This is a genomic window from Thermostichus sp. OS-CIW-31, assembly GCF_054060305.1.
Genome location: NZ_JBSSDA010000016.1, coordinates 52,571 through 74,515, shown reverse-complemented (window position 1 = coordinate 74,515; position 21,945 = coordinate 52,571). Strand labels below are relative to the sequence as shown.

The 21,945-nt window shown below is 58.5% G+C and carries 18 protein-coding genes; 12 read left to right on the top strand and 6 right to left on the bottom strand.

The features are described from left to right. Positions 1–223 precede the first annotated feature (223 nt). Positions 224–4,360: a hypothetical protein gene (locus ACVWY9_RS10335; protein ID WP_457388283.1), complete on the top strand. Its 4,137-nt coding sequence runs from the start codon at positions 224–226 to the stop codon at positions 4,358–4,360. 27 nt (positions 4,361–4,387) lie between these two features. Here the strand turns inward: ACVWY9_RS10335 and ACVWY9_RS10330 are convergent, their stop codons facing one another. From ACVWY9_RS10330 to ffh, 3 genes are read right to left on the bottom strand one after another with little or no spacing between them, the layout of a single operon-like run. After that, positions 4,388–5,449 carry a histidinol-phosphate transaminase gene (locus tag ACVWY9_RS10330; protein WP_457388282.1) on the bottom strand — a complete coding sequence of 354 codons (1,062 nt, stop codon included), beginning with the start codon at positions 5,447–5,449 and terminating at the stop codon, positions 4,388–4,390. A gap of 48 nt (positions 5,450–5,497) precedes the next feature. After that, complete coding sequence (locus tag ACVWY9_RS10325; RefSeq protein ID WP_457388281.1) at positions 5,498–5,956, bottom strand: tRNA (cytidine(34)-2'-O)-methyltransferase; 459 nt, start codon at positions 5,954–5,956, stop codon at positions 5,498–5,500. Between the two features lie 9 nt (positions 5,957–5,965). Beyond that, positions 5,966–7,429, bottom strand: coding sequence for a signal recognition particle protein (ffh, locus tag ACVWY9_RS10320; protein ID WP_457388287.1), 1,464 nt, complete (start codon positions 7,427–7,429; stop codon positions 5,966–5,968). A 166-nt stretch (positions 7,430–7,595) separates the two neighbouring features. Here ffh and ACVWY9_RS10315 point away from each other — a divergent pair, with 166 nt between their 5' ends. The 6 genes from ACVWY9_RS10315 to darG all read left to right on the top strand — a co-directional run bounded on the left by ACVWY9_RS10315 (position 7,596) and on the right by darG (position 15,305). Then, the gene (locus ACVWY9_RS10315; RefSeq protein ID WP_457388280.1) at positions 7,596–9,044 is read left to right on the top strand and encodes a carotenoid oxygenase family protein; all 1,449 of its coding nucleotides are present in this window, start codon (positions 7,596–7,598) and stop codon (positions 9,042–9,044) included. A gap of 574 nt (positions 9,045–9,618) precedes the next feature. Beyond that, positions 9,619–10,581, top strand: a complete 963-nt coding sequence (locus tag ACVWY9_RS10310; protein WP_457388279.1) for a hypothetical protein — start codon at positions 9,619–9,621, stop codon at positions 10,579–10,581. A gap of 82 nt (positions 10,582–10,663) precedes the next feature. Beyond that, on the top strand, positions 10,664–10,954 hold the full coding sequence (locus ACVWY9_RS10305; RefSeq protein ID WP_414331448.1) for a DUF7219 family protein: 291 nt from the start codon (positions 10,664–10,666) through the stop codon (positions 10,952–10,954). A gap of 67 nt (positions 10,955–11,021) precedes the next feature. Then, the gene (locus ACVWY9_RS10300) at positions 11,022–12,749 is read left to right on the top strand and encodes an ABC transporter permease (protein ID WP_457388278.1); all 1,728 of its coding nucleotides are present in this window, start codon (positions 11,022–11,024) and stop codon (positions 12,747–12,749) included. Between the two features lie 22 nt (positions 12,750–12,771). Continuing rightward, positions 12,772–14,145: an ABC transporter ATP-binding protein gene (locus tag ACVWY9_RS10295; RefSeq protein WP_414331442.1), complete on the top strand. Its 1,374-nt coding sequence runs from the start codon at positions 12,772–12,774 to the stop codon at positions 14,143–14,145. A gap of 149 nt (positions 14,146–14,294) precedes the next feature. Next, on the top strand, positions 14,295–15,305 hold the full coding sequence (darG, locus tag ACVWY9_RS10290) for a type II toxin-antitoxin system antitoxin DNA ADP-ribosyl glycohydrolase DarG (RefSeq protein WP_457388277.1): 1,011 nt from the start codon (positions 14,295–14,297) through the stop codon (positions 15,303–15,305). Between the two features lie 63 nt (positions 15,306–15,368). On the opposite strand, the gene ndk is transcribed toward darG, so the two are convergent. The 3 genes from ndk to ACVWY9_RS10275 form a co-directional block, all read right to left on the bottom strand. Continuing rightward, a complete protein-coding gene (gene ndk, locus ACVWY9_RS10285) occupies positions 15,369–15,818 on the bottom strand; it encodes a nucleoside-diphosphate kinase (protein ID WP_457388276.1) in 450 nt (149 codons plus the stop codon). A gap of 87 nt (positions 15,819–15,905) precedes the next feature. Beyond that, positions 15,906–16,577: a HupE/UreJ family protein gene (locus tag ACVWY9_RS10280; RefSeq protein ID WP_011431938.1), complete on the bottom strand. Its 672-nt coding sequence runs from the start codon at positions 16,575–16,577 to the stop codon at positions 15,906–15,908. A gap of 50 nt (positions 16,578–16,627) precedes the next feature. Further along, complete coding sequence (locus ACVWY9_RS10275; RefSeq protein WP_457388286.1) at positions 16,628–17,140, bottom strand: hypothetical protein; 513 nt, start codon at positions 17,138–17,140, stop codon at positions 16,628–16,630. 61 nt (positions 17,141–17,201) lie between these two features. Between ACVWY9_RS10275 and ACVWY9_RS10270 the strand changes: the two genes are divergently transcribed. The 5 genes from ACVWY9_RS10270 to ACVWY9_RS10250 all read left to right on the top strand — a co-directional run bounded on the left by ACVWY9_RS10270 (position 17,202) and on the right by ACVWY9_RS10250 (position 21,886). After that, the gene (locus ACVWY9_RS10270) at positions 17,202–17,555 is read left to right on the top strand and encodes an MGMT family protein (RefSeq protein ID WP_457388275.1); all 354 of its coding nucleotides are present in this window, start codon (positions 17,202–17,204) and stop codon (positions 17,553–17,555) included. Positions 17,556–17,767: 212 nt separating this feature from the next. Beyond that, complete coding sequence (locus tag ACVWY9_RS10265; protein ID WP_457388285.1) at positions 17,768–19,720, top strand: bifunctional metallophosphatase/5'-nucleotidase; 1,953 nt, start codon at positions 17,768–17,770, stop codon at positions 19,718–19,720. 344 nt (positions 19,721–20,064) lie between these two features. Beyond that, positions 20,065–20,592, top strand: a complete 528-nt coding sequence (locus ACVWY9_RS10260; protein WP_457388274.1) for a hypothetical protein — start codon at positions 20,065–20,067, stop codon at positions 20,590–20,592. A gap of 51 nt (positions 20,593–20,643) precedes the next feature. Beyond that, the gene (locus tag ACVWY9_RS10255) at positions 20,644–21,108 is read left to right on the top strand and encodes a GUN4 domain-containing protein (protein WP_457388273.1); all 465 of its coding nucleotides are present in this window, start codon (positions 20,644–20,646) and stop codon (positions 21,106–21,108) included. 28 nt (positions 21,109–21,136) lie between these two features. Next, positions 21,137–21,886, top strand: a complete 750-nt coding sequence (locus ACVWY9_RS10250; RefSeq protein WP_457388272.1) for a DUF1995 family protein — start codon at positions 21,137–21,139, stop codon at positions 21,884–21,886. Positions 21,887–21,945: the final 59 nt, after the last annotated feature.

Here is a 21,945-nt window from a genome sequence, read left to right as displayed (position 1 = left end):
CCTGAAATTCGGAAACTTAGCTGTCCTCTGGGGCCGCTAGGGATTGGGATAAAGCCCGCACCCTGCGCATAGCGCGGGTGTCGGGTAGTTTACAAAAGCTTGAATCGAGATGTTTTGTGAGTTTGCAAATGGCTACATAGGTAGTTGTGGGCTACGTGGGGATTATGAAAAAAATTAAGACTTTTGGCACAGCGGCAATTTTCGCCAGTAGTCCGGCACTAGGATGGCTTCCAAGTATACCCGGCGGGATCCCATGTATGTATATTGCCCGGAGGAGTTTCTGGGAAGCAAAACCCAGTGCAACCTAGAAGCATTGATAGAACGGCTGGAAGAGGGGGGTCGCACCCTTTTGAGCCAGTTGTTTGACGTTCGTTACCCTTACTGGAAGCGTAATCTCCGCAACAACATTCGCTTGGTGGGGGAGCTGCGCTATGTAGGCGAGGTACCCGTTCTGGTTTTGTTTGGCCTCTGGCCGAGAGGCAGTCACGAATACCGGGAGTTCTTAGACCGACGGCGAGATCCGGATTATCAAGAACGGGTGCGGAGCTGGGTGCCCGATGACCGTTTGCAGGCGTGGCTGGCGCAGCGGCACGAACCAGGGGATCCGCCAAACCATCTCCCCCCTCTGCCCGACGAGCTGTATGAATGGACACAGTTCTTGAATGCTCCCAATCCGCAGGAGCGGCTGGTGTTGGAAAGTGGGGAATGGGTTCGGCAAGTACGGGCCCTTTCTCCAGAGCAGCGGCGCCAGGCTTACCAAGCAGTATCCCGCTTGGTATATGACATTGAAGGCAGGCTCTACCGGCAGCTCCCGCCGTTTTATCTGGAGGCAGAGGTCAAATGCTGGCAGGAGGGATCCCTGTATCTGGCCGTCAGCTTGGTACAAGCGTGCGAGCAGCCAGGGAGATTGTTTCCATTTCTCATTGGAGTTTACGACCACGCCCCAGAGCAAAAGGAACGGTTTGAGCTGGGATGCCAAACCTGCCTCTTTGGGATGAAAGCCAAGCAGCCAGACATTCTCCAGCACCCGCAACCTTTGGAGGTGTGGAAGCGGTACGCCCGTCGCGCCTACCCCGACTACATGGTGGCGGATGAGACCATTTGGTTGGAAATGCAGGAGATCACAGAGGGAAATTTGGCTTTGTCCATGGAGGAGGAAGAAATCCTGCAGAGTACATCCATGCCCCTACTGATCAACGGAAGGGCCGGGAGTGGCAAATCTCTGATGTTGTACTACCGCTTTGCCGACTATTGCAGCCACTACCTCAAAACTTCAAAACAGAGACCTCTTGAGTACCGCCCTCTCTTTTTGACCTATAGCCCCAGTTTGGTGCAGCAAGCTCGCAACAGGGTAAGTTCAATTTTGCGCATCAGCCACCGCTATCGGGAGGAGGGGTGCAGCTTCTCCACAGAGGAAATTCAGCAGTGTCAAGCTTTTTTTAGCACTTTTCAGGATTACCTGCTGAACTGCCTTCCCCCTGAGCGGCAAGAACGCTACCAACCGGATCGGTATGTCAATTTTTATCGATTTCAGAGCTGGTATTGTGGTCGCCGCGATGTAGAGCTGGCTTGGCACACCATTCGCACGCTGATCAAAGGCTATGAGGTCAGTGACTATTTGGATCCCGATAGCTACCGAGAATTGCCTGAGGCCGACCGCAGTGTGGATGAAGAAGCCTTCGAGCGGATTTACGAAGAGATTTGGCCAGGCTACCGGGATCGAACCACCCATGAGGGCTACTGGGATGACCAAGATTTGGCCAGAGATGTGCTGCAGAATGGCACTCTTAATCCTATTCATCCAGTCATTTTTTGCGATGAGGTTCAGGACTTTACCCAACTTGAGCTGAATGTCATTTTTTGCTTATCTCCTTGGGGAAAATACAAGTTGGATTGGGCTATTGATCACCTGCCCTATGCCTTTGCCGGGGATCCCTTGCAAACCATTAACCCGACGGGATTTCGTTGGGCTGCCCTGAAAAAATACCTCTACGAGCATATCCGCGCCTACTTGTTGCCGAGCCATCCCTTTGAGATTGCAGGCCCACAGGAGCTGAGAAACAACTATCGCAGCAATCCACAAGTTACTCGTTTTAGCAATGTAGTCAACCTGTGGCGGCGAGTTCTCAGCAAGAGTCGAGAAATCTATCCCCAACAGCCCTGGCGTCCCCATGAGCAGGGCATGCCGGTTCAAAGGTTTGTGCTGGATGGTCAGGAAAGAAACTTAATCGAAGATGAGCTTAGAAAAATGCTTAGTGATCTCACAGGAACAGTCTGTATCTTACCCTGTCCTGTGGGAGAGGAGCTGAACTACGTGCGTCAGGATCCCGAACTCCAGAAGATCTTTGCCGAGGAATTGAAGCAGAATCTTAAACCACCGCTCCTGCAAACTGCTACGTCTGTTAAGGGAATGGAGTTCAAAAAAGTTATCCTCTACAAGTTTGGAAACGCCTATCGACAAAACTTTAACCGAAAGCTTAATGATTACGCCCGAGGAGCTGGGGAGGCGATATCCCTGCAACTCCATTATTTTCTCAACCAATTGTATGTCGGCATTACCCGCCCCATCGAGGCCCTGGCCATTGTGGACACCTCTGCCGGTTGGCGGGAGTTCTGGGATCCAAGCTTAGAATCCAACTCTTGGCTCGATCATCCTTCTCTGCAACCGGATCGGTCGGAATGGGAGACCGACCCACCGGTATTGGGTTACCCTGTCAAAGGCATCAATATCCAGTACTGGACCAATACAAGCTTGGAAGATCTGCAGGAGGCAGCTCTTGAGCTTCTCAGGCGCGGCATCGAGGAGGGCAACCTCAAACTTCTGGAGGATGTTCAAACTCTGGCGCGGAAGGCAAAAAAACCACCTCTAGAACAGGAATGTCAGGCCTGGCTCCTCAAGCTCCAGAGGGATTACGTTTCCGCAGGGCAAAAGTTCCTGAGCCTGGAGCAGTCTGCTTTGCCCAACAAAAATCTTAAACGAGAAGCCTGGGAGTGCTTTTGGAGAGGGAAGGCCTGGTTGGAGCTGCAGCGTAACGCCGCCTACTTTGCTGGATGTCCTGGGATCCCAGACTACAGCCCCTTGGTGGACTTGATGGTGGCGACCCAAAGAACCTCTGTCAAGTCTATGGAGCGCTTCCGACAGGTGGTGCGGGTGCGAGATTGGCTGAGCGTTGAAGTCAGCCCCAAAGATAGGGACTTCGTCCCGCTTACACGAACGGATTCCACCTGGAAAGAGTGTGTACAGCAATTTTTGGCAGAGCTTGAGCAAGTTCTCAACAACTTGGGAACTTTCTGCCCCCAGGAAGAGGCCCGCAGCCGGTTTTTGCAAGAGACCCTTGAGGCTTTGAAGGGACGTCTGGCCTTTCTCGGCCAGCGGCAGCCGTTCGCGAATCAGTACTACAAGATTTGGGGTATCTGTCACTTCTATCGGCAGGAATTTGAGCGGGCGGTAGAGGTTTGGGATCAGGGGGGCCAAACGGAGCATTCCCCCTACTACCGGGCCAAGATCCACCTGGAACCCCTTCCCAGCAAGGTGAGGTGGCTATCCAAAGACCGCCAAGACTCGGTGGTGCTGGACCGATGGCAAGAGGCAGGACGTCCCCTCACAGGCGAGTGGGCAGAGTACATCGGCGACGTCGTCACCAGTCTGGAGCGCTTGAAAGACTGGCCGCTGATGCTGCGAGTTCTGATCCAGTGCCGAGAGTGGGAGAAGCTCTGGAAAACGGTGCAGGCCCATCCTCAGGCGTGGCAGCGGGGACATGACTACGAGCTGGTGGCTGCCATGGCCCGGGATATCCGGACCAACTGGGAAGACTTAAGGCGCAAATCCCCTGGGCTGCGAGATTTTCTGCAGGAAGTGGTTACCAGCACACAGATGGAGCGGGCCTGGTGGCTACAGCCCCTGGAGGTAGGCTTGGCTTGTGAGCGATTGGGCCACTACCGAGACACGCTCAGGTTTTACGAGCGCTTCACCGAAAGCAGAACCGGCAGGCTGACCAGGCAGCAACGCTCTCAAATTCGGCAGCGCTGGCTGGTGACCCACCAAAGGTATCAAGAGGTTCTCCAAGCGGAGGGGCGCCCAACAGATCGTTTGGCGGAGGAGTTTCGACAGGCTCAAGAGCGTTGGAGGGAGCAGCTGCCCCAGGCAGAACCTGAGCTGAACGAACGGGATCCCTGGGCGCTTGACTTTGTGGAGCACCCCAGCCCTGTCCAAAGTTGGCTGCTGCAGCGGGCCCAAACCGACACCCAGAGCCGACTCAGAGCGGAAATCGCCCAGGCGCTGGAGCATCTGGACGAACGACACTTGCAGCAGGTGCACAGCTTGATCCAGCGCTTTTCGCGCGCCGACCCATCCACCTAGGCTGACTCCGAACGCAGGCCGGGAGGCCTATTGCAGGATTTGGCGCAGGCGCTCCAAGGCCCGTCGGTTCTCTTCAGGGGTGCCCACCGTCAGACGCAGCCCCCCACCCGTGTAGCGCACACCAGTCCCCAGCTCCTGCCAGGCCCGCTGCAGCTCTTGGGGATCCCAGCCGGCCACCCGGAAGTAGAGGAAGTTGGCTTGGCTGGGCCACACCCGCACCCCTGGCAGCTCCTGCAGAGCTTGATAAAGGGCTTCCCGCTCCTGACAAATTAGCGTCACGTCGGCCAAAAGCTCCTCGGCATGCTCCAAAGCCATCTGAACCGCCCACTGAGAAAGGGCCGTGAGGTTGTAGGGCAGGCGGATCCCATCCAACACTTGCATAAGCTGTGGATGACCCACAGCATAGCCCACCCGGTGGGCCGCCAGGCGAAAGGCTTTGGAGAAGGTGCGCAAAATTACCCAGTTGGGATGCTCCGCCAATTTGGGCAGGGCTGTGTGCCGGCTGAACTCAAAATAGGCCTCATCCAAAATCACCAGAATCTCTTCGGGCAGCCCTTCCACCCACTCCCACTCTGCAGCCGTCAGGCCGTTCCCCGTCGGCGAGTTGGGATCCACCAGGCACACCACCCGAATCGGATGCTCCCTCAAAGCCTGTTGACATCGCTCTAGATCCAGAGCAAACGTCTCCGGGTCGCGGGGAACCCGCACCACTGGGATCCCCAGGCTCTGGGCCAGGATGGCGTACATGGAGAAGGTGGGCTCTGCCACCAAAATGCCGCCCCGCCCGCCCAGACAGGTGGCAATCAGCAGGGAGCGGATCAGCTCATCCGACCCATTGCCCAGGCTGATCTGCTCTGGCTCCGCTCCGGCATAGGCGGCGATGGCCTGCTTCAGGCCCCGGTGATGGGCATCGGGATAGCGGTTGCTGGGGATCCCCTTTTCCCAAAGGAGGGAGAGCTTCTGCTTAAAGCCCGCCGGCCAATCGAGGGGGAACTCATTGGCATCCAGCTTGTCGGCAGCCGGGGCAGGCACGGCGTCGTAGGGCTTGAGGTGAAGCAAATCGGGGCGCAGATACTGCAAGGCACACATCTTCCTGGCGGGGAGAAGTAGCTATTATACCAGGGCCAACCCGACCACTTATTCTTTTGTCAGGGATCCCTGCTGACGTAGCGCCTCAAAAAGGGCAATCGCTACGGCATTGCTGAGGTTCAGGCTGCGCACCGGCCCCCGCAGTGGGATGCGCACGCTGGGATAGGTTTCCAAGAACAGAGGATCCAACCCCCGGCTTTCGCTGCCGAACACCAACCAGTCTCCCGGCTGATAGGTTACTTCCGTATAGAGGGCTTTGCCGCGCACACTAAAACACCAGAACCGGGCCTCAGGGTGGGCCTGCACCAGAGCAGACCAAGAGGGGTAGCGATACAGTTGGACTTGCTGCCAATAGTCCAGCCCCGCCCGCTTGAGGTAGCGATCCGAAAGGCGAAACCCCAGAGGATCCACCAGATGGAGAGGCGTATCGGTGGCTGCACAGGTGCGGGCGATATTCCCCGTGTTGGCCGGGATCTCTGGGGCAACCAAAACAACGTGGAAGGGCATAATCCTATCCTACTTGCCCCCAAATCCGCGGTTGCCGCCCCCTTTTTTACCCCCACCTTTGCCCGGCTTGCGGCTGGGCTGTTGCCGAGAGGGAGAGGCCGTTGAACGTCCGCGCCAACTGGGATCCCCGCCGGGAAGAGAGGTACGCCCACCCCCCCAACCCATACCGGGAAAACCGCCACCCATGCCCATGTTGCGCATCATGTCGCGCATGCGTTGAAAATCACTGACCAGTCGGCTGACATCCTCCAGCTTGTGGCCAGATCCGCGGGCCACCCGTCGTTTGCGGCTGACGCTGCGGGCCAACAGATCCGGGTTGCAGCGCTCTTCGGGGGTCATGGAGTTGATCATGGCTTCGGCGCGGGCCAGTTGGTCTTGCCCCTTTTGCAGTTGTTCCTCGCTGATTTTGCCCATCCCCGGCATCAGTCTCAGCAGCCCTGCCAGGGATCCCATGCGTTTAATTAGGCGCATCTGCTTGAGGAAATCGGTGAAATCAAACTGGGCAGTCATCATCTTCTCCGCCATGCTGGCGGCATCTCCCAGGTCGATTTCCTCTTGGGCTTTTTCCACCAGGCTGAGGATATCCCCCATACCCAGAATGCGGGAGGCCATGCGATCCGGGTAGAAGGGATCCAGCGCTTCCACCTTTTCGCCAACACCGATGAACTTGATGGGCTGACCGGACACTTGGCGAATGGAAAGGGCGGCCCCACCGCGGGTGTCCCCATCCAGCTTGGTGAGAATGGCCCCAGTGATGCCCAAGCGCTCGTGGAAGGCTCGGGTAAGGCTGGCTGCCTCTTGGCCGATCATGGCATCCACCACCAGCAGGATCTCGTGGGGCTGCACCGCCGCCTTGATCCGCTCCAGCTCCGCCATCATCTCCAGGTCAATCTGCAAACGACCGGCAGTGTCCAAAATCACGTAGTCGTAGCCCTGCTGCCGGGCCGTCTCCACCCCCTGCCGGGCAATCTCGACGGGATCTGCTTTGCCCAGGTCGAAAACGGGGATCTGAATTTGCTGGCCCAGCGTCTTGAGCTGGTCGATGGCCGCCGGACGGTAGATGTCTCCGGCCACCATGAGAGACTTCTTGCCCTGCTTGCGCAAATACAGAGCCAACTTGGCGCAGGTGGTGGTTTTGCCGGATCCCTGCAAACCAGCCATGAGGACAATGGTGGGAGGCTGCTCCGCTTGGGCAATGGGCACGTTGGCTTCCCCCATCACTTTCACCAGCTCGTCGTGGACGATCTTGATGAACTGCTGATCCGGCGTCACCCCCAGGATGACCTCGGATCCCAGGGCAGCTTCCCGCACATCCTCGATGAACTGCTTCACCACCTGCAAGTTGACATCCGCATCCAGCAGGGCTCGCCGCACCTCCCGCAGAGCTTCTTGAATGTTGGTTTCGGTGATCTTGTCCTGGCCGCGCAGCTTTCTCCAGGCCAATTCCAACTTCTCGGAGAGGGCATCAAACATGGGTACTGTGGATCCTGTCAGGCGCTTTGGGGGCATTTCCTACCATAGTCGAATCGGGGCGACTCCATCTTGGGGATCCCAACCAAGGTGGCTATCCCGGCCCAGAAAAACTGGCGACTTCATAAAAGTTTAAGCAACAATAGAGGGCGTTGCATGCAGATCTTCCATGGTCAGCGTCGCTTCCCTTCCCTACAGCACCACCGACTGGCAATTGGGCTATCGCTCCCTATCCCAGGAGTACGACTATTGGATTACGGAGATCGAAGGACGGATCCCGGCAGGGTTGCGGGGAACCCTGTTTCGCAACGGCCCGGGCAAGCTGGAGGCGGGATCCCAGCGCTACGGGCACCCGTTCGATGGCGATGGCATGGTCTGCGCCATCACCTTTGTGGAGGGGAAGGTTCATTTTCGCAACCGGTTTGTGCGCACCCGCGAGTTTGAAGCAGAGGAAAAAGCCGGTCGGGTGCTCTACCGAGGGGTGTTTGGCACCCAAAAGCCGGGCGGCTGGTGGAGCAACTTTCTCGACTTGCGGTTTAAAAATCCCGCCAACACCAACGTCATCTACCAGGGAGATAAGCTGCTGGCCCTGTGGGAGGCCAGTGCCCCTTACCGGCTGAACCCGGCCACCTTGGCCACCGAGGGGATCGAAACGTTTGCAGGAGGGATCTCAGCCAACCAGCCTTTTACCGCCCATCCCCGGCGGGATCCCCACACGGGAGATCTCATCGCCTTTGGGGTGCGGGCTGCCCAGAACTCCACGTTGCTGTTTTATCGTCTGGACTCGCGCGGGCGCTTGGTGGAAAAGCGGGATTACCGCCTGCCCGGTTTTGCCTTCCTGCACGATTTTGTCTGGACACCCCGCTACCGTATCTTTTTCCAAAATCCCTTGGCTTTCAACCCCCTGCCGTTTGTGTTGGGCTGGCAACCGGCGGGCACCTGTTTGACCTTGAAACCGGGGGAGCCGACCCGCATCTGGCTCTTTCCCCAGGGCGATAAGCCGCTGCAACTGGAAGCGGAGCCGGGGTTTGTTTTCCATTTTGTCAACGGCTACGAAGTCGGGGATCAGGTGGTGGTGGATGCCGTCCTCTATGAGAACTACCCTGCCCTGGAGCCGGATGCCGATTACCTGCAGATTGACTTTGCCCAGATTCCGGCGGGCAAGCTGTGGCGGTTCTATCTGGATCCCAAGGGGGGCAGCGTGAAGCGGGAACTGCTGCTGGATCGCTCGGTGGAGTTTCCGGCCATCCACCCGGCTCAAATGGGGGGATCCCACCGCTACATCTACATCGGGGCCACCCATGCCCCCGGCCCCAATGCTCCTCTGCAAGCCATCCTCAAGCTGGATACCGCCACAGGCCGCACACAGCAGTACAGCTTTGCCCCCCGCGGCTTTGTGGGAGAACCGGTGTTCATCCCCGATCCAGAAGGTCAGGGCGAAGAGGCAGGGTGGATCGTGACGGTGGTTTTTGATGCGGCCAGCCAGCGCTCTCAAGTGGTGATCCTAGAAGCAGCCGACCTGACAGCCGGCCCGGTTGCGCGGATCCCATTGCGGCACCACATTCCCTATGGCCTACACGGCAGCTTCACTCCGCAGGTGTGGGCAACGCCCGCCTAAACGGTGAACCCCAGGAATGGCTAATGGATCCCATCGGCTCGGGAAAGATCATGCGCCCCAGCCTTTGCGGGAGCCCTGGGGATCGGTCAGTCGGATCCCGGCTGTGCAGAAACACCTCCAGTCAGCGTTGCCGGAAAAAACTACAGGTACTCTATTCGTTTCAGCTTAGGGTGAGACGCCTGGGCTACTGAGAAAAGCCTTCTGGCTCTGCACCTTCAATGTTTTGGGTGTGAGTATAATGTCCTAGTTCGAATCGAAATGACCATAAAGATGAAATGGTTCTGTCTGGGGGATAAACATTCTGCGGCCTGAGAACCATTCCCTTGGAACAGTTGCTAGTATTGGCTACAAGTCGGCTACAGTGTTGACAACTGCTGGCTCCCCAGTTCCCGACGAGGGCACCTGCTGGGAGTTTGTCAATGGAAGCAGGATGGAAAGACGCTGTTGGGCGTTGTTAGGCTAGTGAATGGTGTGTTGAGCAGGTCTTGGGTCAAGAGCAAAGTTATGGCCTGTTTTTGCAACGGTAAATGTCTGCCGCCGAGCATTCTGAATTGACAGCAACGGAACCGTCACAATGTCCTCCGATCTGAGACCTCCCTTTCGACCGGTACGGCCCCCCAGACCCAGCTCAACGGGTGAGGCCAAGGGATCCCTGTCATCAGCGAAAGCTCAGGATCCTGCGGCAGCTCCTGGTGCTGTTCGCGACAGCGGGACGGAGTCCTTGCAGCCTGTTGTCAGTACCACTGCTAGCTTGGAAGAAAAGAAAGAGCGAGTCTGTTTGGAACCCATCCCCCCGCCTGGGGAGAAGATGCAATACCGAGCCATCGGCCTCATCGAAGGGCAATACATCCCCTCCCCAGAGCACTTTACCCGCGGGATTTTGCGCACCTCGGATGGCTTGGATCTGAATGCCGTATTGCTGGGCCGGGTGATGAGCCTGGTACGCAAGCATCTACGGCCGGAACGCAACTATCTGTGGGTGGTTTATCCTCGCACCCGCGACAAAACCGAAGATCTGCACGTGCAGTTGCTGGGGGTGTGGGCCCCAGAAGAAATGGGGCGAACTCTCCCCGAGGGATCCCGTCCAACAGTGGTGCCGGATTGGTTTTCCATCCGGGGCGAGGTCGTTTTTCAATCGCAGGAGAAAGGGTTCATCATCGTCAAGATCCGTCAATCGGGCAAAAAAGCTTCCGCCAACTCTCCCTCTCAGCGAGTCCAGAAGGATGGAACTGCAGCCTCCAAGCCCCAAGCCTTCAAATTGCGCCTGATTGGATCCCTGCCGGGCAAAGGGGTAGGCAATTTCTGGGATCTGCAGGTGCGCCGCCGTGGATCCCTGCTCTATGTGGAGGCGGGCACTCCCATCGGCCCTGTGCTCAAAACGCCGCCGCGCCCACGCCTGAAGCGTTCAACCCCCCAACCCAAAGCCAGGAAGAGTTCCACCCCCTCGACACGTGGGGAAGCGTCTATTCAAGAGCCGTTTTATCCTCTGCGAGATCCCACAAAAGTACCCAAGCCGGTTAAGAGAAAACGCCCATAAACTGGGCTAGTAGATCCTGCTTTAATGGAGCTTTTCATGTTGACCTTCTTGTTGTGAACCATTCTTTTACCCTGGTTAGGCCGTGGCAGAACCAACTCCTCCCAACAAACCTCCCAACAAAGATGAATTCATTTCGCCTCGCTATCCCTACTGGGGCGAAGTGAAGCCGCAGAACCTAGTTTTTGATGCCAACCTGCAGGAATTTAGCAATAAAGTGTCCTTGATTTGTAGCTTGGAAACCGGGGGCAAAATTACCCCGGAAGAAGCCTACCGGCAAATCAAGGAGCTGTGGAAACAACTCAAGCAGACCAAAAAAGCCATCTTGGACGATCCCCAGTGGAAGGAGTCTCCCCCCGACTTGCCGGAAGAGTAGCCGGCTGGATCCTGGCTAACCGCAAACGGTGTACACTGGGCGCGGATGCCGGGCTTGGTCAGGGAAGATGAGGACTTTTCCTTCTCCGGAGGCGCTGCGTCGGCTGCCAGCGGGGGCTGCCGATGGGGCCATCATTCTGGGCACGTTGGTTCTCCTGGCCTTGGTGGCGCAGGTGGGGGTAGGGGCTTTTGAGCGGTTTCAGCCCCCGGCGGTGGTGCCCCGGATCGACTTGGATCCGCGCAACCTGCCCTACTATGCGGCCCGCTCCACCTTGCGCATGTTCATTGCCTTGGCCTTTTCCACCCTTTTTACCTTGGTCTATGGCTACATTGCTGCCAAAAGCCGCTGGGCCGAGCGAATTTTGATCCCTCTGTTGGATGTCTTGCAATCGGTGCCGGTGTTGGGGTTTCTCTCCATTACCGTCACCGGCTTTATTGCCCTTTTTCCCGGCAGCTTGCTGGGGCTGGAGGCGGCTTCTATCTTTGCCATCTTCACCAGCCAAGTCTGGAACATGACCTTTTCCTTCTACCAATCCCTGCGCACGCTGCCTCAAGAGTTGGTGGAAGCGGCTACCTTGTATCGCCTGTCGGGGTGGCAGCGCTTTACCCAGTTGGAAGTGCCGGCGGCAATGGTGGGCCTCATCTGGAACGCCATGATGAGCTTTGGCGGAGGGTGGTTCTTTGTGGCAGCCAGCGAAGCCATCAGCGTGCTCAACCAGGAATACACGCTGCCGGGCCTGGGATCCTATGTGGAAGCGGCCGTCCAGGCGGAGGATCTGCCCAAGCTGGGCTGGGCGCTCCTGACCATGGCCGGGGTCATCCTGCTGGTGGATCAGCTTTTCTGGCGGCCTTTGGTGGCTTGGTCGGATAAGTTTCGCCTGGAACAGAGCAGCGGGGCTGCCGCCCCCGAATCCTGGCTGTACGATCTGCTGACCACGGCGCGGATCCCGCGGCTGATCGGCAGTTGGCTGTCCCCCTTGGCAGAGTTGGTGGATCGGCTGTTGTCCCACTTAACTCGCCCCCGTTGGGTGGATCCCCTTAGTCCTGAGGCCGAGCGACGCCGCGAGCGGCTGCTAACCCAGCTTTCCTGGGCAGCTATTGGCGGCATTGGGATTTGGATTGTTTATTTTGTGGCCACCACTGTGGGCTTTGGGGAGGTGGTGCTGACCTTCGGGCTAGGGATCCTCACCTTGCTGCGGGTTAGCGTGTTGCTGGTGTTCGCCACGGTGATCTGGACTCCCATTGGGGTGGCCATTGGCTTTAATCCAAAACTGGCGAAACTGCTGCAGCCGGTGGTGCAATTTCTGGCAGCTTTCCCGGCCAATTTCCTTTTTCCCTTTGCCACGTTGTTTTTTATCCGCGCCCAGATCAGCATTGAGTGGGGCAGCATTTTGCTCATGTCGTTGGGGGCACAGTGGTACATCCTTTTCAACTCCATTGCCGGCGCCCAGAGCATCCCCACAGACTTGCGAGAAATGGCTGTGGATGTGGGCTTACGAGGATGGCAGCGCTGGCGAAAGCTGATCATTCCAGGGATCTTTTCCGCCTGGGTCACCGGGGGAATCACGGCCAGCGGCGGCGCTTGGAACGCCAGCATTGTCTCGGAGATTGTGGCCTGGGGATCCACCACCCTCAAGGCTACAGGATTGGGCACCTACATTGCTGAGGCAACGGCGGTGGGAGACTGGCCCCGCATTACCTTGGGCATTGGCATGATGAGCTTGTTTGTGGTGGGCCTTAACCGCCTCTTCTGGCGACGGCTGTATCAGTTGGCGGAAGAAAAGTATCACCTTTAGTCTTTTCAATTTCTGAGGCAATATGAGCTCTGCAGCTTCCCCCGTTTTGATCGAGGTCGAGAAAGTCTACAAGCGCTTTCCTTTGCCAGAGGGCAAGGGGGAGTTTACCGTTTTAAGCCAGATTGACCTGCAGGTGCGGGCTGGGGAAGTCTTGGCTCTGCTGGGCCGTAGCGGCAGCGGCAAAAGCACCCTTCTGCGCATCATGGCGGGCCTGATCCCCCCCAGTCAAGGGCGGGTGCTGAGCAACGGCCAGCCTCTACGTGGGCCTAACCCAGATGTGGCGATGGTGTTTCAAAGTTTTGCCCTTCTGCCTTGGCTGACGGTGCAAGAAAATGTGGAGCTGGGGCTGCAAGCCCGAGGGATCCCCCGCGAGATCCGCCGGCAAAAGGCCCTGAAGGCCATTGACTTGGTGGGCTTGGATGGGTTTGAGAACGCTTACCCCAAGGAGCTTTCGGGGGGGATGAAGCAGCGGGTGGGCTTTGCCCGCGCCTTTGTCTTGGAGCCCAAGGTGCTGTTTATGGATGAGCCCTTCAGCGCCTTGGATGTGCTGACTGCCGAAAACCTGCGGGGGGAAATTGATGAGCTGTGGAATGCGCAAGCCTTCCCTTCCCAAAGCATCCTCATCGTTACCCACAACATCGAAGAGGCGGTGTTTTTAGCGGATCGGGTGGTGATTCTGGGATCCAACCCGGGGCGGATCCGGGGGGAGGTGAGAATAGATCTGCCGCGGCCTCACGAGCGCACGGATCCCCGCTTCAAGTCCTTGGTGGACTACATCTACGAGATCATGACCAACCCCGAAATTGCTGTTACCGGAGAGGTGGCTCTGCCTGCGCTGGCTGGTGATAAGGCCACTTCCCCCTATGCCTTGCCTCTGCCCCATGCGCGGGTGGGCGGGATCAGCGGTCTGCTGGAGTTGATCGTGGAGTGGCCGCAAGGGCGGGCGGAGATTGCCGATTTGGCCGAGCGGCTGCAACTGGCCGTGGACGATCTGCTGCCGATTTTGGATGCGGCGGTGCTGTTGGGCTTTGCCGAGGTGGCCAGCGGGGTGGTGCAACTGACCGAAATTGGCCAGGACTTTGCCAACACCACCATCCTGCGCAGCAAGGATCTCTTCCGACAACAGCTATTGGCACGGGTTCCCGTGTTCCGCAGCATCTTGCAGACTCTGGAAGAAAAAGGCAGCCGCTCCATGCGAGCGGACTTCTTCTTGGATCTTTGGGACGAACACTTCCCCCACGCTGAAGCCGAACGGCAGTTTGCCACCGCCATTGACTGGGGACGCTATGCAGAGCTGTTTGAGTACGACGCCTCGGAAGAACGTCTCTATCTGCCCGAGCCAAGCGAGAGCTCCACTGCTCAAAAGCCTGTCGGTCTCAACTCTCGTTCCGACTGAAGCGCATCTGGCTCTGCCTTTTTCAAAGCTGCATCGTAGAGCGGAGGTATGGCGCCAATTCCAGAAAGTCCCAAAATCTACCACATTACCCATGTAGACAACTTGCAAGGGATTTTGACATACCCCCCCCGCTTTTAGGCAGGGGATTCTTGTTACTGGTTCTGCGACAGCACTTGAAATCATGGCCTGGGAACTTCAAGGCCTATGCCGCAGCCTGCCGGCGGGGGGAAGTCCAACCGGGCAAAATGTTCGTTTTCGAGACCGGAAACCTGACCAATCCGCGCTACATCATCAATTTCCCCACAAAACGCCACTGGCGGGGGAAGTCGCGGATCGAGGATATAGAAGCTGGGCTGAAGTCCCTTGCCGAGGAGATCAGGCATCTTGGTCTGCGCTCAGTCGCTTTGCCACCCCTAGGCTGCGGCCTCGGGGGTCTTCATTGGCCCGATGTGCGCTCCCGCATCGAGCAGGCGCTAGCAGAACTTCCCGACGTCCACATCCTTGTCTTTGAGCCCACCGGGCCTCAGCCTTTACCGAAGAGCATGCGCCGCGGCCAGATCCCTTCCTTGACGCCGGGAAGAGCGGTGCTGGTGGGCCTTATGGAACGTTACACCAACGGCCTACTGGTTCCCTTCGTTTCCCTGCTCGAGCTGCACAAGCTGATGTACTTCCTGCAGGAAGCCGGGGAGCCGCTTCGCCTGCGATTTACAAAGGGCGTTCATGGACCCTACACCGAGAACTTGCGGCATGTTCTCAAAGAAATCGAGGGATATTACATCTCTGGGTACGGCTCGGGCGGTGATCGACCAGACAAGAAGCTGGAACTGGTGCCCGGTGCTGTCGAGGAAGCCCATAGATATCTCGCTGGACAGCCAGAGACGAGAGAACGCTTTGAGCGTGTCAGCGACCTCGTGGAGGGCTTTGAGTCGCCCTACGGTCTAGAATTGCTGGCTACTGTCCACTGGATCGTGACTCGTGGGCACCTTTCTACGACGGCAGAGTTGGTGGAAAGCTTCTACGCCTGGGGAGATAGAAAACAACAATTCAGTAGCAAACAGATCCTGCTTGCCGCTCGAGTTTTGGCAGAGAAGGGGTGGTTCAAGGCACTTCCAACAGAGCCGCTTGCGGCCAGCCGAAGCCAGTTCGAAACACGGCCCTAGCGCTCTGCACTACTTCCGGTCTGGAACCTGCGAACACGACTACCCCTTGCCTGCAGCAAGTACCTACTCATAAATCCAGCTTTGGGCAACCGGTGTCCAGCTCACCAATTCCGACTCATCGAACCAAAGGGCGATCTCCCGCTGCGCGGTTTCAACTCCATCGGAGCCGTGAATGAGGTTGCGGCCAATGTCGATGCCAAAATCGCCGCGAATGGTGCCCGGTTCTGCCTCCAGGGGGTTGGTCTTGCCGATGAGCTTACGGGCGGCAGCAATCACCCCTTTGCCCTGCCAGACCATAGCCACCACCGGCCCCGAGGTAATGAACTTCACCAAACTGTGGAAGAAGGGGCGCTCCTTGTGTTCGGCGTAATGGGCTTCCGCCAGCTCTTGGCTCACCTGCATCAGCTTCAGGCCCACCAATTGGTAGCCTCGGCTCTCCAGGCGCTGAATGATGGTGCCCACCAGCCCCCGCTGCACGCCGTCTGGCTTGATGGCAATAAAGGTGCGCTCCATGGGATCTCCCCTCGTTTTACAGATCTTCACCGCTATCCTTGTACCGGATCGGGGATCCCGAGCGCAAGGGAGCAAAATTAGCGCTTTTTACGCGCCCACCACTGCCAAGGTCAGGAAGGCAGCCCCCACCACTGTAATTGCCCAGCCGGCCCAGCGGGTTAAGCCAGGGATCCGCAACCCCCAGCGTTCTGCTGCCCAAAGGGCCAGGAGAGCTACCCCATACTGGACGGTGCTCAACCCCAGTAGATATCCCACCCAAGGCATGGGTTGGGCGCCGATAATGGTTTCGGCGTAGGCATAGCCATGGAATAGCCCCGCCAGGGATCCCCCTATTAGCAAGAGCCAACTTGGGATCTGCCGCGGTTGCACCAGCAGCAAGCCGAAGAGAACCACGGAAGAGGCAATGGCCAGCTCCGTCAGTCCCAGGGGATCCCAGCCGGCCAGGTGGATCCCAGTGCCCACCAGACCTGCCAACACAAAGCCCAAAGGGATCCCGTAGCGCCAGGGCTGCCCCGCCGCCACAAGACCGATGGCCACGACGAAGGCCAGGTGATCCAAGCCAATGACAGGGTGAGCCAGCCCGGAGAGAAATCCCTCCCAGGCCGTTGCAGGCAGTTTCCCTCCCAGGGCGTGGTGGGCAAAAGCCGGCGAAAAAAACCCCGTAACTGCCAGTGCACCCCCAGCAGCGGCAAAGCTGGGGATCCCTTCCTTCCGCCACCGCCCAAGCGGCGATGGGACTTGCTGCCACAGCCAAGACATGCTTTTGGACCTCCCTGAGTTCTCTACAATAGCTGCCCAGATCTCCCAGTCTAGGGGCGCTCTCTGTACCCTTGCAGATTTTCCGGCTCAAACTGGCGCAAAATCCGCGTGGCTTCGCGGAGGCGGGTTTCGTTCTCTTCTTCCACAATGAGCACGTACTTGCCCGCAGCGAGGCGGTTGCGGTAAGCCAAAGCATCGCCGGAGCCACCAGACAAGCCCACTCCGCCGCCGACGAAAAAGCTGCCCATGGCCCCGCCCATCGCGCCCAATAGGCCGCCGATCAGGTGGTTGCCTATAGGTCCCGCCCAGGCAAAGGTATCCAAACCACTCAAAACGCTGAACCCCACCCCAGCCAAAAAGCCAAAGGGCACCAACCAAATGGCCAAACGCTGCATCTGACGGCGGGCGGCTCGGGCCGGATCGATCAGCCCAAACTCATCGGCGGTTTTGTAGCCTCGCCCCAGTAGGTGCAATCGCTCTAGCGGGAAGCCCGCTCGCTCCAGGGCGCTGTAGGCCGCCTCAGCGGCCATACGATCTGGCAGTACCGCGATCAAATAGCTCATGGATGCGGAGAGCCAATCAGTTCCGTACTTCATTGTCTGCCAAGTTTGAGCGAGGATCCCTGTGACCCAGTCTGGCTCCACTAGCGCTCCATCTACTAGCCTCTACCAGCGCTTTTACGAAGTGGTGCGGCGGATCCCGCCGGGCCGAGTGGCCACCTATGGGCAGGTGGCGCGGGTTGCCGGTTACCCCGGCTATGCTCGCCAGGTGGGCTATGCTTTGTTTCGCCTGCAAGGCCAAAACACCGACATCCCTTGGCACCGGGTGATCAACGCCCAGGGCTGCATTTCCTACTCCCCTTTTCGCCTGGGCTACGACGACCTGCAGAAAGCGCTGCTGCAAGCCGAAGGGATCCACTTCGACGCCGAGGGCCAGGTGGACTTGCAACAATTTGGCTGGGATCCAGGGGAAGCTTAACCTAAACTTGACCTAACCTTAGACAGGCCATAACGAAACCCCCATCCCACCCCTGGTAACGTGAACGCGGATGCGTCCTCTCTTGCGGATGGATTGAAGGAATTGTCATGAAACCAGCTTGCCGTGCTCGAGGGTCTGCCCCTGCCAAGAGATGGCTCCCGGATTGGCTGAACCCTCTGGCCAGGTCCCTGTGGGTCGGGTTGTGGTGTTTGGTGCTGAGCCTGGCCAGCGCCTGCGGTAGCAGCAGCTCGGTTCCCCCAACCGGCGGAGGGGCTGGGTTTATCGCCTCGGATCCCAATGTGGCTCTCTCGACTCAGCCGCCCGCTTTTACCCTGCAAATCCTACATGCCAGCGACTTGGAAGCCTCGATCGCTGCCGTACAAGATGCGCCGCGCTTCTCGGCGGTGGTGAATGCTCTGCGCCCCCAATTCCCAAATACGGTGGTGCTCTCCAGTGGGGACAACTATATCCCCAGCCCCTTCTACAACGCCAGCACGGATCGGTCTCTGCAAGGCCGTTACAACCTCACCCCTGGCAAAGCCGATATCGAGATCATCAACGCCATTGGCTTTGAGGCGGCTGCCTTCGGCAACCACGAGTTCGACCAGGGCACGCGCCAAATTCGCGACCTCATCCGGCCCGACACTGGCCGCGGCTACGCTGGGGCTCGTTTTCCCTACTTGAGCGCCAACCTCAGCTTCAGCGGTACCGGCGAATTGGCTAGCTCTGACTTTGCTGCTGATGGTCAAGAGGCCAGCTCTATCCGCGGCAAGATCGCCAAGACGGCGGTGATCACGGTAGGAGGGCAGCGGATCGGTCTGGTGGGAGCCACCACCACCCGTTTGGCGGCCATCTCTAGCCCCGGCCCCGAGGTGAGGGTAGAAGGCAGGGTGGACGATACTGACCAGGTGAGTGCCGCTCTAATCCAGGGCTTCGTCGATCAACTCACCGCTCAGGGCATCAACAAAATTATCCTCCTAGCCCATCTGCAACAGTTGCAAAACGAGGTAGCCCTGGCCAGCCAATTGCGAAATGTGGACATCATCATTGCCGGCGGATCCCACCAGGTGATCGCCAAGCCCACCGATCGCCTGCGCACTGATTTGCCCGATACCCGCAGGGGTGACTACCCCATCTTGCGCTCCTCCGCCAGTGGTCAACCGGTGGCGGTGGTCAACACCGGCTCCAACTATCGCTACGTGGGCCGCCTGGTGGTCAGCTTTGACGCCAACGGGGTTATTGCCCGCATTGACCCGGTGAGCGGTGCCTATGCCACCGACGACCAAGGGGTAGCAGCTGTCAGGGGCACCCCCAATCCTGACGTGGTTCGGGTGGCCAATGAGATCGGCAACATCATCCGCACCAAGGATGGCCGCACCTTTGGCTCCACCACTCAATTTCTCAACGGCCTGCGGGCAGAGGTGCGCACCGAGGAAACCAACCTGGGCAACCTCACTGCCGATGCCAACTTGGCCTACGCCAGAACGGTCGATCCTTCTACGGTTATCTCCCTGAAAAATGGCGGTGGCATTCGCGCTCCCATTGGGGCTACCACCGGCGGCGGCGGCGGTGAGCCGGTGCGGCGCATCCCACCGGTGGCTAACCCTGAAGCCGGCAAGCAGTCCGGTCAAATCTCTCAGCTGGACATCGAAACGGCCCTTGCTTTTAACAACGGCCTCTCTCTGTTGACCGTCACCGCTGAGGAACTGAAGCAGATAGTGGAACACGGGGTGGCGCAAACCCAGCCGGGAGCTACGCCGGGCCGCTTCCCCCAAATTGGCGGCTTTGCCTTTAGCTTTGATCCCTCGCGGCCACCGGGATCCCGCGTCCTCTCCTTGCGGGTGGATACGCCCACAGGTCGGGATGTGGTGGTGCGCAACGGCCAAGTGCAAGGGGATCCCAGACGCACCTTCCGCCTGGTGACCCTGGACTTCTTGGCCAATGGTGGGGATGACTATCCCTTCCCTCGCCTGTCTAACCCCAACCGGGTCAACTTGGCCCCCAGCTCTGGCATTACCTTCGACACCCCCGGCAGCGAGCAAGATGCCTTGGCTCGGTATTTGCGGCAGATCGGCGTGTTCACCCAAGCAGACACCCCGCCTGCCCAGGATACCCGCATCCAGAACCTGTCGGCCCGCCCAGATACGGTGCTGCAAGGTCTGTAGATTGGGTTAACAGACTGGGGCAGATTGGTCCAGAGGAGTGGTAATCCGGTGCCGGGCTTCCTTCTTGCCAAAGGGGAGATTGGCTTGGATGAGTTGCCTCAGCAGCGTGCCGGAGAAATGTCTTGAGCTTTTTAGGAAGGGATCCCTGGCCAGCGTCAAGGATCCCTTTTCTTTTTCCTACTCCTATCCCTGCTGGTGTTACTTGGCAACGTTTACCGGGGTGCCCAGGCGGGCCGTGAACCTTGCGGGCATTGCCCACAATAGGTGGATTTGTATGCGGATTGAATTGCTTCCTCAAGGAGGAATCATTACCATCAAGGTGACGTTCGCTCCTTTTGCTGTTCATGACTCTGGAGACGTTTTTTACCCAGCTCAACGCCAATGGCTTAGCCATTGCGCTTTTGCTCTTTGCCACCCCTTGGGTGGTTTGGGTTCTCTGCGACTGGATCCCAGGCCAATGGGAGGAGCCTTTTTTGCTCAGCTTAAGTATCGGCTTGGGAGCGGTAACTCTTGTCCTCTGGGCGGGCTACTTGGCCTATGCCACCAACACCGCCGGCTGGCAGGCGGTGGTGAAGCAGGCGGATATGTTCTTGCTGCTGGTGCCTCCCTGGACTTTTCTTAGCTCCATCTGGGTGGCGCGGCAGCGCATGCCTCTCTCGCGGGTGCCGGCTTTTCGCACCTTGCAAGGGATCGGCATTTTGGCGGCAGTCTATCTTATTTTTTCTTGGCTCAGTCGCCGGGTTTATCTTGTCTTTTTTTCCTACATGCCCTTTTCGGCTTTCTTGTGGATCCTGGCAGGGCTGTTGGGGGTGGCGTACATCGGCTATCGCATCCTCTTCGGGGATCCGCCCAAGTACCCGCCTGAAACCTGAGGGGACGGACAGCAGGGACTAAAATCAAGGGAGACCTTTTGCAACTTGGCAATGGTGACCGTCCCTCTGACTTCAGCCCTGAATATCGACTATCGTCCTCTGCAGGAGCTGTTATCGGCGGGAGCCTGGCTGGAGGCGGATCGGCTGAGCCTACAACTGCTATGTCGGGCGGCAGGAGAGGGGGCGGCGCGGCGGGGCTGGCTGTATTTTTCCGAGGTGAGCCGGATCCCGGTCGAGGATCTGCGCACGATCGATCGCCTGTGGCGGGCGGCCTCCGGGGATCGCTTTGGCTACTCGGTGCAGCGGCAACTGTGGCTGGGGGTGAACCGCAACTGGGAGCGCCTTTGGCCCCTCATCGGCTGGAAACAGGGCTACCACTGGACTCGCTACCCTGACGAGTTTACCTGGGATCTGTCTGCCCCCAAAGGCCACCTACCCCTTTCCAACCAACTGCGGGGGGTGCGGGTTCTGGAGGAGTTGCTCACCCACAAGGCTTGGGAAGAAGCTTCTGGCTGAGCATCCCTGGTTACTGGCTGAATCATAATTGGACTGGACTGTGGCCGAGCAACTGCAACTAACCCAATTTCCCAACTTGCCCATCGACCTGGCCCAGGCCTGTGAGCAGGCCATCCAGGCTACACGGCTGGCTATGCAAGCAGGATATCGCCGCCTGCTCATCGAGATCCTGGCCCCCGACATCAAGCCAGAAGTATTGTCCCGCCCGTTCTTGGAGCTGCTGCAACCGCCTGCTTTGGTGCTATTCAGCGATGCCGGCGGAGCAGCCCTGGCCCAGCGGGAGTGGGGATCCCTGCCAGAAGGGATTGAATTACAGAGCTTGACTTCCCGGACTCAACCTACCCCAGAACAGAGCCTCCTGCTGGTGATGCCAGCGGTTTACAGCTTGGATCAGGTGGAGCGGGTTTGCCAAGCGGTCAGCGGCGGGGATCCCTCTGGACTGACTTCCAAAGGACGGGATCCCAAACCCGTCGTTCTCCTCAACCCCCAATTGCAGGATGCCGCCACCGTGGGGGTGGGTCTGGCCGGTCGCCGACTGCGGCAGCGGTTCCTGAGCACCTTTGAGACCAGCTACTACCTGCGCTCCCTGGTGGAGGGGGCCCTGTTTCGGGCCTATCCGGATCCCTGGAGCGTGTGGCAGCAGGAAGAGCCCGGCCTCTACAGCGTCTTGAAGACTTTTATTGCCCAGCCCACCGGCGAGGAAGTGGCCGAACTGTTCAGGGCCAGCAAGGGAAAGGATCCCTGGTGGAGCTGGCGGCGCTGGCTGGGATCCCTGTGAGGGTCAGGATCTCATGGGGAGAGAGGCCAGGGGTGAGGGTTAGTACTATCTCAAACTCT